This is a genomic window from Bradyrhizobium sp. NP1 (assembly GCF_030378205.1).
In the GTDB taxonomy this organism is placed as follows: domain Bacteria; phylum Pseudomonadota; class Alphaproteobacteria; order Rhizobiales; family Xanthobacteraceae; genus Bradyrhizobium.
The window spans coordinates 3,454,983-3,470,931 of record NZ_CP127385.1 but is presented as its reverse complement, the minus strand read 5'-3'; the positions used below and the strand labels follow the sequence as shown (position 1 = coordinate 3,470,931).

Genomic DNA, 15,949 nt, shown 5'->3' with positions numbered 1-15,949 from the left:
CAAATACGTCCGCGATTTTCCGATCTCGGAGTGAGGGCCATCACAGCCAGACGCCGGGCTCACCGAACACGAACGCGACGACCAATACCAACAGGCAAATAGCGGAAAACAGGATCGCCGGATGAAGCGGTGTGGTTTCGGATTTCCGGGACGAAATGGAAGACGCAATAAACGAAGCGGAAATGGGGGCAGCCTTCGGCATAACAGGCTCCAATAAATAAGAGTCGAAAACCCCACCCCGCTAAGGTGTCTGCGTATGGTGGGCGGAGGTTCAACGCCTCCGTCAAATACGTCTTGCGTACGGTCGAGCCCGCGCGTGGCCGCAACTATCCTGCGCGGTCACGGGAGCTCCGGGCGAAGCTCCCGCGAGCCCGCATTCAGCCGCGATAGACCGGCGCGCCCGCGGGCGAGCCGGTGGCGCCGCCATCGACGAAGATTTCCGCGCCCTGGATGTGGGCCGCATCATCGGACGCCAGGAACAGCACGGTCTTGGCAATGTGATCAGCCTCACCCATGCGTCCGAGCGGCGTGGAAAGCGCGATGCGCTTTTCGAGCGCGGAAAATGCGTCCGCTGTGGGCGCTGCTCCCTTCCAGATCGGCGTCCGCGCGGCGCCCGGCGAGACCACGTTGACCCGGATGCCGCGCGGCGAAAGCTCTGATGCCATCACGCGCGCCATGCCGCGCACGCCGGCCTTGCTCGCGGCATAGGCCGCGTAGCCGGGATTGCCGAGCACGGAGATCACCGAGCCATTGAGGATGATCGAGGCGCCGTCGTTGAGATGCGGCAGCGCCGCCTGCACGGTGAAGAACACGCCGGTGATGTTGGTGCGGATCACCTGCTCGAAGGCGGCGAGCGTGGTGGACCCGAGTGGCGTCGAGCCGGGAATGCCGGCATTGGCGAACACGATGTCGAGCTTGCCGAATTTTTCGACCGCCTTCTTGATCGCGGCTTCCGTCGCCGCGACGTCGGTGGCATCGGCCGCGAGCGCGATCGCCTGCGGGCCGAGTTCCTTCTGGGCCGCCGCGAGCGTCTCGGCGTTGCGCCCGGTGATCGCGACCTTCGCCCCTTCGGCCACGAACAGTTTTGCGGTGGCGAGCCCGATGCCGCTGTTGCCGCCTGTAACCAGTGCCGTCTTTCCTGCGAGTCTCATGGTCCTCTCCGGTGGTTGCATTATTAAACTTAGTTGCGAGATAGAGCATGTGGTTTTATAATGCAACCACACAAGCCCGTGATGCCGGGCCCGGAAGATCGCCATGGTGAAACGAACAAGCTTTGAGCACGACCAATGTCCGATCGCGCGGTCGCTCGATGCCATCGGCGACTGGTGGTCGCTTCTGATCATCCGCGACGCGATATTGGGAAAGCGCCGCTTCGGCGAATTCCAGAAGAGCCTGGGGCTTGCCAAGAACATCCTGAGCCATCGGCTGCGGCTGCTGGTCGACCAGGGCCTCCTGGAGACGGCGCCCGCCTCCGACGGCAGCGCCTACCAGGAATATCTGCTGACGCGTAAGGGTCGCGGCGTGTTTCCGGTCCTGGTCGCGCTCAGGCAATGGAGCGAGGAATTCGACGACGCGCCCGAGGAGATCGCCACCACCCTGGTCGATCGCGAAAAGGGCCGGCCGGTCGGCCGGCTCCAGGTCCTGTCAGAGGATGGGCGGGCGCTGGAGGCCTCCGATACCGCCCTCAAGCCGCGCCCGACGCGCAAGCGGCGGCTGTCGGCCTAAGCTGCCGGTCATGCCGGAAAATACAACTTTTGATGCATATTTTACAACTTATAGGACATTGATTCCGGGTCGCCCGAGGCGCTTTCAATATCTGTCGATTTGACAGGGGCGTGCCGCGCACCCATGTTCGGATCGAAACGGCTGGCGCGAGTCTCGCGGAACCGGCCTTTATTTTTTCCGTAAACCCTTGGAATGACATGAATATCGTCATTGTGGAGTCGCCGGCGAAAGCCAAGACGATCAACAAATATCTAGGCTCGTCTTACGAAGTCCTGGCCTCGTTCGGCCATGTCCGCGACCTCCCCGCCAAGAACGGATCTGTCGATCCCGACCAGAATTTCAAGATGATCTGGGAGGTCGATCCGAAGGCGAACGGCCGGCTGAACGACATCGCGAAATCCCTGAAGGGCGCCGATCGGCTGATTCTGGCGACCGACCCCGATCGCGAGGGCGAAGCGATCTCCTGGCATGTGCTGGAGGTGTTGAAGGAGAAGCGCGCGCTGAAGGATCACAAGATCGAGCGCGTGGTGTTCAACGCCATCACCAAGCAGGCGATCTCGGAGGCGATGAAGAACCCGCGCCAGATCGACGGTGCGCTGGTCGACGCCTACATGGCGCGCCGCGCGCTGGACTATCTCGTGGGCTTCACCCTCTCACCCGTGCTCTGGCGCAAATTGCCCGGCGCGCGCTCGGCGGGCCGGGTGCAGTCGGTGGCGCTGCGGCTCGTCTGCGACCGCGAGCTCGAGATCGAGAAATTCGTGCCGAGGGAATACTGGTCGCTGGTCGCGACGCTTCTGACGCCGCGCGGCGACGCCTTCGAGGCGCGCCTGGTCGGCGCCGACGGCAAGAAGATTCAAAGGCTCGACATCGGCTCGGGCGCGGAAGCGGAAGACTTCAAGAAGGCGCTCGAGGCCGCCACCTTCACGGTCACGACCGTCGATGCGAAACCGGCGCGCCGCAACCCGCAGGCCCCCTTCACCACCTCGACGCTGCAGCAGGAAGCAAGCCGCAAGCTCGGCTTTGCGCCCGCGCACACGATGCGGATCGCGCAGCGGCTTTATGAGGGCATCGATATCGGCGGCGAGACCACCGGCCTCATCACCTATATGCGGACCGACGGCGTGCAGATTGATCCGTCCGCGATCACCCAGGCGCGCAAGGTGATCGGCGAGGACTATGGCAACGCCTATGTTCCGGACGCGCCGCGTCAGTACCAGGCCAAGGCCAAGAACGCGCAGGAAGCGCACGAGGCAATCCGTCCAACCGATCTGTCGCGCCGGCCCGCCGACATGCGCCGACGGCTCGATAACGACCAGGCGAGACTCTACGAGCTGATCTGGACCCGCACCATCGCCAGCCAGATGGAATCGGCCGAGCTCGAGCGCACCACGGTCGACATCGCGGCGAAGGCCGGTTCCCGCATGCTGGAGCTGCGCGCCACCGGTCAGGTGATCAAGTTCGACGGCTTCCTCGCGCTCTACCAGGAAGGCCGCGACGACGAGGAGGACGAGGATTCGCGCCGCCTCCCCGCCATGAGCGTGGGCGAAGCGTTGAAGCGGCAGAACCTCGCCGTCACCCAGCATTTCACCGAACCGCCGCCGCGTTTCTCGGAAGCCTCCCTGGTGAAGCGCATGGAAGAGCTCGGCATCGGCCGACCCTCCACCTATGCCTCGATCCTGCAGGTGCTGAAGGACCGCGGCTACGTCAAGCTCGAGAAGAAGCGCCTGCACGGCGAGGACAAGGGCCGCGTCGTGGTCGCGTTCCTGGAAAACTTCTTCCGCCGCTATGTCGAATACGACTTCACCGCCGATCTCGAGGAGCAGCTCGACCGCATCTCCAACAATGAGATCTCCTGGCAGCAGGTGCTGAAGGATTTCTGGCGCGACTTCATCGGCGCGGTCGACGACATCAAGGATTTGCGCGTCGCCGAGGTGCTCGACGTGCTCGACGAGATGCTGGGCCCGCACATCTACCCCGTCCGCGCCGACGGCGGCGATCCCAAGCAGTGCCCGACCTGCGGCACCGGCCGCCTCAACCTCAAGGCCGGCAAGTTCGGCGCCTTCGTCGGCTGCTCGAACTATCCGGAATGCCGCTACACCCGCCCGCTCGCCGCCGACAGCGAAGCCAGCGCCGACCGCGTCCTGGGCAAGGATCCCGAAACCGGGCTCGACGTGACCGTCAAGGCCGGCCGCTTCGGGCCCTATATCCAGCTCGGCGAGCAGAAGGACTATGCCGAAGGCGAGAAGCCGAAACGCGCCGGCATTCCCAAGGGCACCTCGCCCGGCGATGTCGAGCTTGAGCTTGCGCTGAAACTGCTGTCGCTGCCGCGCGAGATCGGCCGGCATCCCGAGACTGGCCTGGCGATCACGGCCGGCATCGGCCGCTTCGGGCCGTTCGTGCGCCACGACAAGACCTATGCGAGCCTGGAAGCCGGCGACGAGGTGTTCGATATCGGGCTGAACCGCGCCGTGACGCTGATCGCCGAGAAGGCCGCCAAGGGCCCGAGCCGCCGTTTCGGCGCCGACCCCGGCAAGGTGATCGGCGACCATCCGACACTGGGTGCGGTCGCGGTCAAGAACGGCCGCTATGGCGCCTATGTCGCCGCGGGCGGCGTCAACGCCACGATCCCCAGCGACAAGGACAAGGACCAGATCACGCTTGCCGAGGCGATCGCGCTGATCGACGAACGTGCCGCCAAGGGCGGCGGCAAGGGCAAGTCCGCGAAGGCAAAGAAGGCGAAGGCGGCCAAGCCGGCAGCGTCGGAGGCCGACGCCGAGGCAAAACCCGCCAAGAAGGCCGCGGTGAAGAAGGCGCCCGCCAAGGCGAAGTCGGAATCGACCAGCAAGGCGCGGGCGCCGGTCGCGCGTGCGGCCAAGACGTCGGCGGCCAAGCCGGCCGCCAAGACGCCGGCCAAGAAGAGCGCCGGCAAGGCCCGCCTGTAACGTGGCGAAGCGGGGCGACACCGGATTTCCTGACCGCAACGCCATCGTCGCCTTCATCCGCGCTCATCCCGGTGAAGTCGGCACCAAAGAGATCGCGCGGGCTTTCGGGCTCAAGAACGCCGACCGCGCCGAGCTCAAGCGCATCCTGCGCGAGCTCGTCGACGAAGGCGCGCTGTCCAAGCGCGGCAAGAGGATTCACGAGACCGCGGCGCTGCCGGCGACCGTGATGGCCGACATCACCGGCCGCGACGCCGACGGCGAGTTGATCGCGAGCCCCACCGAGTGGGACGAAGAGGCAAGCGGCGCCCCGCCGAAGATCCGCATCCATCTGCCGCGCCGGCCGCGTCCGGGCACCTCGGTCGGTGTCGGCGACCGCGCCCTGCTCCATGTCGAGCATTCGACAGACGCCGACGGCGCGATCTATTCCGGCCGCGTCATCAAGGTCGTCGATCATGGCAAGCTGCGCGCGCTCGGCATCTTCCGCGCACTTCCCGAGGGCGGCGGGCGGCTGGTTCCCGTCGACAAGAAGCAGGCCGGACGCGAGCTCAACATCAGCAAGGCCGACAGTCTCGATGCACAGGACGGCGACCTCGTCAGCGTCGAGCTGATCCGCACCCGCGGCTTCGGGCTTGGTTCCGGCCGGGTCAAGGAACGGCTCGGTTCCGTGAAGAGCGAGAAGGCGATCAGCCTGATCGCGATCCACGCCCACGACATCCCGCAGGCCTTTTCGCAAGACGCGCTGCGCGAGGCCGAAGCCGCCGAGCCCGCGACATTGCGCGGACGCGAGGACTGGCGCGCGCTGCCGCTCGTCACCATCGATCCGCCCGATGCCAAGGACCATGACGACGCCGTGCATGCGGAGGCCGATCCCGACCCCGGCAACAAGGGCGGCCACATCGTCCATGTCGCGATCGCCGACGTCGCCTTCTATGTGCGCGCTGCTTCCGCGCTGGATCACGACGCGGTGACCCGCGGCAATTCGGTCTATTTCCCCGACCGCGTCGTGCCGATGCTGCCGGAGCGCATCTCCAACGATCTCTGCTCGCTGGTGCCCGGCGAGCCGCGCGGCGCGCTCGCGGTGCGCATGGTGATCGGCGCCGACGGCCGCAAGCGCTCGCACAGCTTCCACCGCATCCTGATGCGCTCGGCGGCGAAGCTGAATTATGCGCAGGCGCAGGCAGCGATCGATGGCCGGCCCGACGACACCACCGGCCCCCTGCTCGCTTCGGTCCTAAAACCGCTCTATGCGGCTTACGAGACCGTGAAGCGCGCGCGCGACGAGCGCGACCCGCTCGACCTCGACATCCCCGAGCGCAAGATCCTCCTGAAGGCGGACGGCACGGTGAACCGCGTGATCGTGCCGGAACGGCTCGACGCGCACCGCCTGATCGAGGAGTTCATGATCCTCGCCAACGTCGCCGCAGCCGAAATGCTGGAGAAGAAGGGCCTGCCGCTGATCTACCGGGTCCACGACGAGCCCACGGTCGAGAAGGTCCACGACCTCCAGGAATTCCTGAAGACGCTCGACATCTCCTTTGCGAAGAGCGGCGCGCTGCGCCCCTCCCATTTCAACCGCGTGCTGGCGCAGGTCGAGGGCGAGGACTATCAGCCGCTGGTCAACGAGGTGGTGTTGCGCTCGCAGGCGCAGGCGGAATATTCGGCGGAGAATTACGGCCATTTCGGCCTCAACCTGCGCCGCTATGCTCATTTCACGTCGCCTATCAGGCGATATGCCGATCTGATCGTTCACCGCGCGCTGGTCCGCGCGCTCGGGCTTGGCGACGGCGCGCTGCCGGACGACACGACGGCCGAAGAACTGAGTGAAATTGCCGCACAGATCTCGGTGACCGAGCGGCGCGCCATGAAAGCCGAGCGCGAGACGGCCGATCGGCTGATCGCGCACTACCTCGCCGATCGCGTCGGCGCGACCTTCCAGGCCCGTATTTCCGGCGTCACCCGCGCCGGACTGTTCGTGAGGTTGGACGATACCGGCGCCGACGGCCTCATCCCGATCCGCACGATCGGATCGGAATATTTCAACCATGACGAGACGCGCCACGCCTTGATCGGCTCGCGCAGCGGTGCCATGCACCGGCTGGGTGACGTGGTCGATGTTCGTCTGGTAGAAGCTTTACCGATCGCAGGCGCCCTGCGTTTCGAGCTATTGTCGGAGGGCCAGCCGGCCTTACATGGCAGGAAGCGGGACACCTTGCGCGGCGAACGGCGGCGGAAGGCGGGTGCGGAGCACGAGCGGCACGCCGCCAAGCCGAAGCGAGACAAGGGCAAGCGGGACAAGCAGCGGCCAGGCAAGGCAAAGCCCGGCAAGTCGAAGAGAGGCAAATCATGGAAGCGATGAGCACGGTGACGCAGACGGGCGTGCGGACCTGGACCCGGGAGACGGGAGCCATGGAGAAGCGCGATCTGTGGAGCGCGTTCAAGCGTGGCTTTCGCTGCCGTTGCCCGCGCTGCGGCGAAGGCAAGCTGTTCCGCGCATTCCTGAAGGTCGCCAACAACTGCTCCTCCTGCGGGCTCGACTTCACCCCGCACCGTGCCGACGACCTGCCGGCTTATCTCGTGATCGTCATCGTCGGCCACATCGTGGTTCCGATTGCGCTGTGGATCGAGACCAATTACTCGCCGGCGGTCTGGCTGCAGCTTGCGATCTACCTGCCGGTGACGTTCCTCGCCTCGATCCTCCTGCTGCAGCCGGTCAAGGGCGCTGTCGTCGCCGCGCAATGGGCGCTGCGCATGCACGGCTTTGACGAAAACGCCCCGGACGACATGCCGCCGCTGGAGCGGCCCTAACGACGACAAGAGCGGCGATGGCATGAGCGAGCCCGCGGGCGTTCAGGTCGGGACGGAAGCCGACCACCATCCCTACTACCGGCCAAAGGACGCGGCGACGCTGATCCTGGTCGACCGCAGCGGCCCCACGCCGAAAGTGCTGGTCGGCCGCCGTCACGACAAGGTCGTGTTCATGCCGGGCAAGTTCGTCTTCCCCGGCGGACGGGTCGACAAGTCCGACAACCGCGTTGCGGTCGCGGCCCCGATTCCGGCGGAGCTCGAGCAGAACCTGCTCAAGGGCAGCCCCAAGATCACGGCCTCGCGCGCCAAATCGCTCGCGATCGCCGCGATCCGCGAGGCCTGCGAGGAGACCGGGCTTTGCCTCGGCCGCAACGTCAGTGGCGCGAAGCCGAAGCTCGACGGGCCGTGGAAGCCGTTTGCGGATGCGGACCTCCTGCCCGATCCGTCCGGCCTGTTCCTGATCGCGCGCGCCATCACCCCGCCCGGCCGCGTGCGGCGCTTCGATACCCGCTTCTTCACGGCTGACGCCTCGGCGATCGCCCATCGTGTCGAAGGCGTGGTCCATGCCGATGCCGAGCTGGTCGAGCTGGTCTGGGTCGAGATCGGCTCGCAGCCGCTTGCGGATGCGCACGCCATGACCAAGAACGTGCTCGCCGAGCTCGAACGGCGGCTTGCCACGGGCCCGCTGCGTCACGACGCGCCGGTGCCGTTCTTCCATTTCTACGGCGGCAAGATGCATCGGGATATTCTGGGCGCGTAGGCCGATCACGTGCTCAACGGCCGCGCCATGCGGCTAGAGATTGTGCAGCGCCGCGCGCCCCTTGTCGTTATTCGCCTCGACGAGCGTTAAGAGCTGGCGGACGAATTGGCGGCGCTCGTTCTTCTCCAGCGGTTCGATCAAGCGCTGGTGGGCCGCCGCGATCGATCCCTTCATGGCGCGGATCATCGCCTTGCCTTCGTCAGTGAGGAAGGCAAGCCGCGTTCTACGGTCTTCCCGGCTGGCCTCGCGCCGGACCAGCCCGCGCTTCTCGAGACGGGACAGCACGCTCGAGGTGGTCGTCCGGTCGACGCCGACTTCTCCTGCGAGCGCAACCTGATCCATGCCGGGCTTCGCGAGCAGAACCTGCAGCACGCTGGACTGCACAGGCGTGGTCCCGAAGCGTTCGCATTCCTGCAGATAGATCGCGACATAGATCTGGTGCAAACGGCGCACCAGAAAGCCCGGCCTCTCCTCCAGAGCCGTGTTCGATTTCGTCGTCTTTGCCATACCCCCTGATCCATCGTGCAAGGGGAGAAGAACTTCCCCCGATTGTGCCGGCTGGAGCGACGATTGTAGCGTCGCCGCGGCCGAACGATAGCCGGAGATCGGATGCAGCCGGCCGGGCCGGCCGATGTCCCCGTCGCGCGCCCCTCCCCGTCCTGCCGCTTGTGGGCAGGCCCACATTGTGTCATAATCAATTCATCAGTCCACTGATCATTTTTTTGGACAGAGCCCCGTGCGCGATATTGCGACTCCATCGGCGGACGACACGCAATACCTGCTCGCCAACGCCCGCATGTATGCGGTCACCGACGAGGCGGCCGATGCATGGGCGCACATATTCGAATGGCTCTCCGACAGGACCGGGGTCGCGCTGCGTTTGGTCGACCATCCGCCGCCGGCGAAATTGTCCGACCTTTGGCAGCGACCGCATCTCGGCTGCGTCATGATGTGCGGCTGGCCGATCGCGCAGGCGGCGCGCAAGCCGCATCTCCTGGCGACGCCGGTCCCGAGCCCCGAACGCTATCGGGATCAGCCCATCTACTACACCGATATCGTGGTGCGCCGCGACCGCGACTACAAATCGCTGAACGACACCTTCGGCGGCACCATCGGCTGGACGCTGGAAGACTCCAATTCCGGCTTCAACATGCTGCGACATCATTTGCTGGGCTACCGCTCGTCGTCACAGCATCGATTGTATTCCCGATCGGTCGGCCACCTGATCAATCCGCTGGGAGCGCTTCGCGCCGTCGCGGAGGGCACCGTTGATGTCGCGCCCGTCGACAGTTTTTGCCACGACCTCCTCAAGGCCGCGAACCACCCCTATACTGCGCTCGCCCGGACGATCGAAACGACCGCCCCCTCACCGATGCCGGCGCTGATCGCCTCGCCCGACATTCCTGCCGCAACCGCGGAGGCCGTGAGCGCGGCGCTGCTCGACGCCCACAACGACGCACGGATTGCCGGCGCATTGCATGCGGCGCGCATCAGGCGCTTCGAGCGGCCCGACGCGGCGCGCTACCGCTACACCGATCATCTGGCTTCGCTCGCCGAGAAGGCTGGCTATCCGATCCCGGCGTAAGACCGGGCGGCGATCGTCGAAATGGAGGGAAACGTATCGCAATGACGTGACGGCGACGCCGGGCATCCGTCGTCGCAGACCCGTAGCCGCAGATCGATGGGCGGCGGAAGAAGCAGAGACAGGCGCTGTAGAGGAATTTGCCGATATGGATCGCTTTAATCTCGGAGCACACAGCCGGACGGTCTCCACGACCTCCCGCGAAGCACAGCGCTGGTTCGATCTCGGTCTGAACTGGTGTTACGGCTTCAACAAGGCAGAGGGCGTGCGATGCTTCAGGAAGGCGCTGGAGTTCGACCCTGGCTGCGTGATGGCGCATTGGGGCATCGCCTTCGGGTCCGGGCCCTTCTACAATCTGACCTGGCGGGAGCACGGCGCAAGCGAGGCCGATGCCTGCACCAAAGTCGCATACGAACATATCCGCCTGGCCCGCTCGCTCGCCGCCTCGGCAAGCGATGTCGAGAACCGCCTCGTCGAGGCTTTGGCCAGGCGGTTTCAGTCGCCGCACGCGGTCGAGCCGCACGAATTCGATCGCTGGGACGACGAATACGCCGCAGAAATGCGCAACGTCCACAACGCCTTCCCGGACGATGACGACGTCACCGCGCTCTATGTCGAAGCCCTGCTGATGCGGACGCCGCGGCGCCTCTGGAACATGAAGACCGGCATGCCCGCCGCCGGGTCGGACGTCGTGGAAGCACTGGAGGCCTGCGAGCGCGCGATGGACCGCGCGCTCAAGGCCGGGGCGCCGCAGCATCCGGCGATCGTTCACCTGCACATCCACGCCACGGAAATGTCGAATGAGCCGGAGCGCTCGATGGCCGCCGCCGACGCGCTGGCGCCGCTCTGCCCCGACGCCGGGCACCTCAACCACATGCCCGGACACGTCTACGTCCTGTGCGGCCTCTATGACAAGGCCATCGAGGCGAGCGCCCGGGCGCTCCGCGCCGACAACATGTTTCTCGACTATGCGGGCCCGCTCACCTTCTACACCGTAGCGTGCTGCCACGACCTGCACCTGATGATGCACACCTGCATGCTCGCCGGCCGCTACGCGGGCGCGCTCGCCGCCGCCGACAAGATACGCAGCATCCTCACCAGGGAAGTTCTGAGCGTGCCCGACCGGCCGAAGTTCACGATGAGCCTGGAAGGCTACTTCGCCATGAGAAGCCATGTCATGGTCAGGTTCGGCCGCTGGCAGGAAATCATCGACGAGCCCGAGCTCGATGATCCCGAGCTGTACCGCATTTCGACGCCGATGCAGCACTACGCCAAGGCTGTCGCATATGCCTACCAGAAGCGGTTCAGCGAGGCCGACGAACAGCGCGCCCGCTTCCATCAAAGCGTGGAACGCCTTCCGCCCGGGCACCGCTTCTTCAACAATCCCTCGCGCGACATCCTCGCGGTCGGCGCCAAGATGCTCGAGGGCGAGCTGGAATATCACCGGGGAAATCACAAAGCGGCGTATGAGTGTCTGCGCGAAAGCGTGCGGCGCGACGACAATCTGGAATACATCGAACCCTGGGCCTGGATGCACCCGCCCCGGCACGCGCTCGCGGCGCTGTTGATGGAGCAAGGCCATCTCGCCGAGGCCGAGGCGATATATCGCGACGATCTCGGCCTGACCCGCCGGATCCAGCGATGCGCGCAACATCCGGACAATGTGTGGGCGCTGCACGGCCTTGTCGAATGCCTCGAGCGCCGCAACGAGGCGACCGAGCTGCCCGCATTGCGCGAGCGCCTCGCTGCCGCTCTCTCGTTCGCGGACGTGCCGATAACGTCTTCCTGCATGTGCCGCGCCGAGGTCCACAAGCCCGATCACTGCTGTTCCGCGCGACGATGATTCCGGCGGCGCGCCCGATGTAACGAGGATCGATTTGAAGACAGGGTCGTTCAGTGGAGGGTGAAGGAAATGAAGTCATTTGCAGCAATATCGGGAACGTTCGCCGCAGCGATGCTGCTTTCGATCGCCTGCGCGGCCGATGGTCTCGCGCAAACCATCAAGATCGGCGTCAATGAACCTCTGACCGGTCCGTTTGCGGCTTCCGGGACCTACATCGTCAACGGCGCAAAGATCGCCGCGGACCAGATCAATGCGAACGGCGGCGTTCTTGGAAAGAAGATCGAGCTCGTCATCGAGGACAACAAGAGCAATCCGACCGAAGCCGCTGCTGTCGCCGAGAAGCTCATCACCAGGGACAAGGTGCCGGTGATGATGGGCGCCTGGGGCTCCACCCTCACGCTCGCGGTGATGCCGAAGCTGCAGGAATACGGCGTGCCCATGGTCGTCGAGGTATCGTCCTCCGACAAGATCACCACGTCGGGAAACCCTTACGTGTTCCGGATATCGCTGCCGTCCTCGGTCGAGGCCGAAGGCATCAAGGACGTGCTGCCGAAGCTGAAAATGGCGAAAGCGGATTTTCTCGTCATCAACAATGACTGGGGACGCGGCGCGGCCGTCGACTACAGCAATGTCCTCAAGGAGGTCGGCGTCAAGACCGGCGTCGTCGAGACGATGGACCCGACAGCGCAGGACATGAGCGCGCAGTTGTCCAAGATCAAGTCGACCGATTCCGACACCATCATCGTGACGGCGGCCGTCGAACAGCTCACGCTGATGTTGAAACAGGCTGCGGCGCTCGACCTGAAGAAGCAGATCCTGACCACCGGATCGTCGCAGAACCCGGATCAGCTGATTGACCAGGCCGGAGCCGCGGCCAACGGCTCGCTGCATGTCGCTACCTTCGCGCCATGGTTTCCCCAAACGATGCCCGATCCGAAGGCCGCCGACTACTTCCTCGGCGAATGGAAGCGGCGCGGCTACGATGCGGCCGGCGTGACCGAGAGCTTCAGAGGCTATGAGGGAATTCGCACCATCGCGGCTGCCGTCGAGAAAGCCGGAAAGGCCGAGCCGGAAGCGATCAAGGCGGCGATGTGGAAAGTCGACTACATCGGCTTGAACGGCAGGATCAAGTTCGACAAGCAGGGCCCTGCCGGCAAGGAAAGCGGACAGAGCCGGCCCAACGTCTTCCTGATCAAGATCGAGGACGGCAAGGTCGTCCTTCCCAGGCTTTGAGCCGCGCCGACGGCGCAAGCGGCGCGGCCCATCCGAAAACGGCGACGCGAGCGGAATTGTGCTCGGCCGCCAGCATGTCGATGGCCCGCGCCGCGGAAGATGTCCGTTTTGAAAATTCCCCGGAAAACGGAATAACTTTCTGCCGCCCCCACGGTGACGCCGCGCGGTCTCGTCCATATCTGATTGTCAACCATAACCAGCACGCGGAATTGGGCGATGGCTCAACGTCAACTCAAGCTCGGCGCCTTCATGCGCCCAATCAGCATCCACACCGGCGCCTGGCGGTATCCCGGCGCCTGGCCCGACGGCAATTTCAACTTCGAACACATCAAGACGCTGATCAGAAAACTCGAGGCCGGCAAGTTCGACGCCTTCTTCATGGCCGACCACCTCGCGGTGCTGAACATGCCGGTCAATGCGCTCAAGCGCAGCCACACCGTGACATCGTTCGAGCCGTTCACGCTGCTGTCGGCGCTCTCGGCCGTCACCGAGCGCATCGGCCTGATCGCGACCGGCTCGACCACCTTCGACGAGCCCTACCACATCGCCCGCCGCTTCGCCTCGCTCGACCACATCTCGGGCGGGCGGGCGGGGTGGAACATCGTCACGACGTCCAATCCCGATGCGGCGCTGAATTTCGGGCTCGACGATCACATGGAGCACGCCGAGCGCTACAGGCGGGCGCGCGAGTTCTATGACGTGGTCACCGGCCTGTGGGATTCCTTTGCCGATGACGCCTTCGTGCGCGACGTCGAGCAAGGGCTCTATTTCGATCCTGCGCGCATGCATGTGCTTGACCACAAGGGCGCGTACCTGAAGGTGCGCGGTCCCCTCAATATCGCCCGCCCGGTGCAGGGCTGGCCCGTGATCGTGCAGGCCGGCGCCTCCGACGACGGAAGGCAGCTCGCGGCCGAGACGGCGGAGGCCGTGTTCACCGGCGGCGGCAGCCTCGCCGACAGCCAGAAGCTCTATGCCGACATCAAGGGCCGCGCCGAAAAGGCGGGGCGCGATCCCGAGCACATCAAGATCCTGCCCGGCGCCTTCGTGGTGGTCGGCGACAGCGTCGACGAGGCCAGGGAGAAGCGCGCGCTGCTCGACAGCAAGGTGCATTACGACAGCGCCATCGCCTCGCTGTCGGTGATCCTCGGCACCGACGCCTCGGGCTTCGACCCCGACGGGCCGCTGCCGGAGATCCCCGAAACCAATGCCAGCAGGAGCGGCCGCCAGCGCATCGTCGATGTCGCCACGCGCGACAAGCTCACCGTGCGCCAGCTCGCCCAGCGCGTCGGCGGCTATGGCGGGCTCGCCTTCGTTGGCACGCCCAAAACCATCGCCGACCAGATGGAGCAATGGCTCACCGACCGCGGCAGCGACGGCTTCAACATCATGTTCCCCTATCTGCCCGGGGGACTCGACGATTTCGTCGACAAGGTGGTGCCGGAACTGCAGCGGCGCGGTATTTTCCGCAAGGAATATGAAGGCCGCACCCTGCGGGAGAATCTCGGGCTTCCGAGGCCGAAAAACCGGTTTTTCGAGGCCTGACAGGCACAATTCGGCCGGTTTCGGCCCGTAAAACCTTGACTTCCGGGCTTTTGCGGCTAGTTTGCGCTGCAACTGCGCGCGCCTCTCAGGGGCAGCGCCCTCGCATTCTCGACATCAAGGGTTTTCAGGATATGGCCAAGGCGGTCACCATCAAGGTCAAGCTGGTTTCCTCGGCGGATACCGGCTTCTATTACGTCGCCAAGAAGAACTCGCGCACCATGACCGACAAGCTGGTCAAGAAGAAGTACGACCCTGTCGCGCGCAAGCACGTCGAATTTCGTGAAGCCAAGATCAAGTAAGCCAATCAGCTAGGATCGGCGGAACGCAGAAAACGGGGCCTTGCGGGCTCCGTTTTCTTTTGCGGCCGGTCGTCATCCCTTACGCTTGCCTAGTGGTCCGATTCCAACATTCGCATCCCATCGCGGCAAGCACTTTTGCGAATGTTAGAATCAAAAGGACCACTAGCAAATTATTTGTTCTAGTGGAGCATTTGACGTTCGCATAAAAATCGCGGCAGACGGGTAGCGAACGTCAAATCCGCTCGACTAGCAGGTCCAGGCATAAGGTTCGCATGATCGCACCCTTGATCGCACCCTTGGACGAACAAAACATCGGCGGCTACTCGGTCGCCTACGGACGCGACGACAGCTACTTTCCCGTCTACATCACGGCTGCGCTCGCCGCGGTCTTTTTCACGGCCACCTGGATCACGGGCGCCCTCTACTGGCTGGCGCTCGCAATGACGGCGGCCGGCTTCACCTACTACAACATTCCCCTGTTGGAGACCGGGCGTCCGACCATCGGCGCCAATCAGTATGGCGTCTTCATCCAGGCCTTTGGACTGATCCGCTGGCGAGCCATCGAACGCATCGATCTCGTGGAGATCGCCGAGCGTGCGATGACGGTCCACGAGCTGCAAATCGCGCTCAACGCTCCCCTGGGCAGCGCACTGGTCGCCGACTGGCGCAAGCAGCCGGCCTATCGCCTGCTCATGCGCCTGCCGTGGCGGATGGATCATCGCGGCGCGGTGCGCGTCAACCTGGAGCCGTTCGACCGCCCGCCCGATGAAATCCATCGGACGTTCCTCAGGATGTGGCGCTATTATCGAAGCTGAAGCGGGAGGCCCTGGGCGCGACAGAACCCCTCGGGCGTCCAGGCATCGGCCCGATCCGTTCCTTGACCCAACCCTTCCTTCAGCCGCCGAACGCCTCATCGCGCAGATGCGCATCCGAGATCTGCGCATCAGGATTGTGCGTGATGGTCATGAACCAAACGAGGCTGAAAAACAGCGACCACGCCGTGTTCCAATAGAACCAGTTCATGTGATTACCTCGCCGAAAGATCGCGCGAGCAGCAAATCGGGCCGTCGGTCAGGAATGGATGGACGGCAGCGCCGGCGCTGCCGCATTCTTCGCGATCGACCCTGGCGGCGCGACATCGGGTACCCGCCCGAGCAGCAGAACGCCTTGGGCAAAGGTCTCGGTCATCACGTCACCTCCTCGTGCCCTGGCGCCCGT

General features: G+C 64.8%; 15 protein-coding genes. 11 read left to right on the top strand and 4 right to left on the bottom strand.

All coding sequences use genetic code 11. The features are described 5' to 3' along the window. Positions 1-40: 40 nt before the first annotated feature. On the bottom strand, positions 41-202 hold the full coding sequence (locus tag QOU61_RS16560) for a hypothetical protein (RefSeq protein ID WP_289660476.1): 162 nt from the start codon (positions 200-202) through the stop codon (positions 41-43). 175 nt (positions 203-377) lie between these two features. Beyond that, the gene (locus QOU61_RS16555) at positions 378-1,151 is read right to left on the bottom strand and encodes an SDR family oxidoreductase (protein ID WP_289660474.1); all 774 of its coding nucleotides are present in this window, start codon (positions 1,149-1,151) and stop codon (positions 378-380) included. A gap of 103 nt (positions 1,152-1,254) precedes the next feature. On the opposite strand from QOU61_RS16555, the gene QOU61_RS16550 reads away from it, so the two are divergent. The 5 genes from QOU61_RS16550 to QOU61_RS16530 all read left to right on the top strand — a co-directional run bounded on the left by QOU61_RS16550 (position 1,255) and on the right by QOU61_RS16530 (position 8,232). Beyond that, positions 1,255-1,725, top strand: coding sequence for a winged helix-turn-helix transcriptional regulator (locus tag QOU61_RS16550; RefSeq protein WP_289660471.1), 471 nt, complete (start codon positions 1,255-1,257; stop codon positions 1,723-1,725). Positions 1,726-1,922: 197 nt separating this feature from the next. After that, the gene (gene topA, locus QOU61_RS16545; RefSeq protein WP_289660468.1) at positions 1,923-4,667 is read left to right on the top strand and encodes a type I DNA topoisomerase; all 2,745 of its coding nucleotides are present in this window, start codon (positions 1,923-1,925) and stop codon (positions 4,665-4,667) included. Continuing rightward, positions 4,591-7,023 (top strand): ribonuclease R, encoded by a 2,433-nt coding sequence (gene rnr / locus QOU61_RS16540; RefSeq protein WP_502876934.1) that lies wholly within the window; start codon positions 4,591-4,593, stop codon positions 7,021-7,023. Before topA ends, rnr begins: the two co-directional genes overlap by 77 nt. After that, complete coding sequence (locus QOU61_RS16535; protein WP_502876933.1) at positions 7,011-7,472, top strand: DUF983 domain-containing protein; 462 nt, start codon at positions 7,011-7,013, stop codon at positions 7,470-7,472. The genes rnr and QOU61_RS16535 overlap by 13 nt, the downstream gene beginning before the upstream one ends. 22 nt (positions 7,473-7,494) lie before the next feature. After that, positions 7,495-8,232, top strand: a complete 738-nt coding sequence (locus QOU61_RS16530; protein WP_289660464.1) for an NUDIX hydrolase — start codon at positions 7,495-7,497, stop codon at positions 8,230-8,232. A gap of 33 nt (positions 8,233-8,265) precedes the next feature. Here QOU61_RS16530 and QOU61_RS16525 read toward each other — a convergent pair whose 3' ends face one another. Then, on the bottom strand, positions 8,266-8,739 hold the full coding sequence (locus QOU61_RS16525) for a MarR family winged helix-turn-helix transcriptional regulator (protein WP_289660461.1): 474 nt from the start codon (positions 8,737-8,739) through the stop codon (positions 8,266-8,268). Between the two features lie 229 nt (positions 8,740-8,968). On the opposite strand from QOU61_RS16525, the gene QOU61_RS16520 reads away from it, so the two are divergent. The 6 genes from QOU61_RS16520 to QOU61_RS16495 all read left to right on the top strand — a co-directional run bounded on the left by QOU61_RS16520 (position 8,969) and on the right by QOU61_RS16495 (position 15,546). After that, positions 8,969-9,817 carry a phosphate/phosphite/phosphonate ABC transporter substrate-binding protein gene (locus QOU61_RS16520; RefSeq protein WP_289660458.1) on the top strand — a complete coding sequence of 283 codons (849 nt, stop codon included), beginning with the start codon at positions 8,969-8,971 and terminating at the stop codon, positions 9,815-9,817. 145 nt (positions 9,818-9,962) lie between these two features. Next, positions 9,963-11,657, top strand: a complete 1,695-nt coding sequence (locus QOU61_RS16515) for a tetratricopeptide repeat protein (protein WP_289660456.1) — start codon at positions 9,963-9,965, stop codon at positions 11,655-11,657. 69 nt (positions 11,658-11,726) lie between these two features. Continuing rightward, positions 11,727-12,890 (top strand): ABC transporter substrate-binding protein, encoded by a 1,164-nt coding sequence (locus tag QOU61_RS16510; RefSeq protein WP_502876932.1) that lies wholly within the window; start codon positions 11,727-11,729, stop codon positions 12,888-12,890. Between the two features lie 216 nt (positions 12,891-13,106). Further along, the gene (locus tag QOU61_RS16505; protein ID WP_289660454.1) at positions 13,107-14,432 is read left to right on the top strand and encodes an LLM class flavin-dependent oxidoreductase; all 1,326 of its coding nucleotides are present in this window, start codon (positions 13,107-13,109) and stop codon (positions 14,430-14,432) included. Positions 14,433-14,563: 131 nt separating this feature from the next. Beyond that, a complete protein-coding gene (gene rpmG / locus QOU61_RS16500) occupies positions 14,564-14,731 on the top strand; it encodes a 50S ribosomal protein L33 (protein ID WP_007603295.1) in 168 nt (55 codons plus the stop codon). Between the two features lie 272 nt (positions 14,732-15,003). After that, the gene (locus QOU61_RS16495; protein ID WP_289660399.1) at positions 15,004-15,546 is read left to right on the top strand and encodes a hypothetical protein; all 543 of its coding nucleotides are present in this window, start codon (positions 15,004-15,006) and stop codon (positions 15,544-15,546) included. 79 nt (positions 15,547-15,625) lie between these two features. Here QOU61_RS16495 and QOU61_RS16490 read toward each other — a convergent pair whose 3' ends face one another. Beyond that, entirely contained in the window at positions 15,626-15,754 is a 129-nt protein-coding gene (locus QOU61_RS16490) for a hypothetical protein (protein ID WP_289660397.1), read from the bottom strand. Positions 15,755-15,949: the final 195 nt, after the last annotated feature.

Bases quoted from the DNA above. Each gene is read 5' to 3' on its own strand.
- QOU61_RS16560 (WP_289660476.1), bottom strand. From the start codon at position 202: ATGCCGAAGGCTGCCCCCATTTCCGCTTCGTTTATTGCGTCTTCCATT.
- QOU61_RS16555 (WP_289660474.1), bottom strand. From the start codon at position 1,151: ATGAGACTCGCAGGAAAGACGGCACTGGTTACAGGCGGCAACAGCGGC.
- QOU61_RS16550 (WP_289660471.1), top strand. From the start codon at position 1,255: ATGGTGAAACGAACAAGCTTTGAGCACGACCAATGTCCGATCGCGCGG.
- topA (WP_289660468.1), top strand. From the start codon at position 1,923: ATGAATATCGTCATTGTGGAGTCGCCGGCGAAAGCCAAGACGATCAAC.
- QOU61_RS16535 (WP_502876933.1), top strand. From the start codon at position 7,011: ATGGAAGCGATGAGCACGGTGACGCAGACGGGCGTGCGGACCTGGACC.
- QOU61_RS16530 (WP_289660464.1), top strand. From the start codon at position 7,495: ATGAGCGAGCCCGCGGGCGTTCAGGTCGGGACGGAAGCCGACCACCAT.
- QOU61_RS16525 (WP_289660461.1), bottom strand. From the start codon at position 8,739: ATGGCAAAGACGACGAAATCGAACACGGCTCTGGAGGAGAGGCCGGGC.
- QOU61_RS16515 (WP_289660456.1), top strand. From the start codon at position 9,963: ATGGATCGCTTTAATCTCGGAGCACACAGCCGGACGGTCTCCACGACC.
- QOU61_RS16510 (WP_502876932.1), top strand. From the start codon at position 11,727: ATGAAGTCATTTGCAGCAATATCGGGAACGTTCGCCGCAGCGATGCTG.
- QOU61_RS16505 (WP_289660454.1), top strand. From the start codon at position 13,107: ATGGCTCAACGTCAACTCAAGCTCGGCGCCTTCATGCGCCCAATCAGC.
- rpmG (WP_007603295.1), top strand. From the start codon at position 14,564: ATGGCCAAGGCGGTCACCATCAAGGTCAAGCTGGTTTCCTCGGCGGAT.
- QOU61_RS16495 (WP_289660399.1), top strand. From the start codon at position 15,004: ATGATCGCACCCTTGATCGCACCCTTGGACGAACAAAACATCGGCGGC.
- QOU61_RS16490 (WP_289660397.1), bottom strand. From the start codon at position 15,754: ATGAACTGGTTCTATTGGAACACGGCGTGGTCGCTGTTTTTCAGCCTC.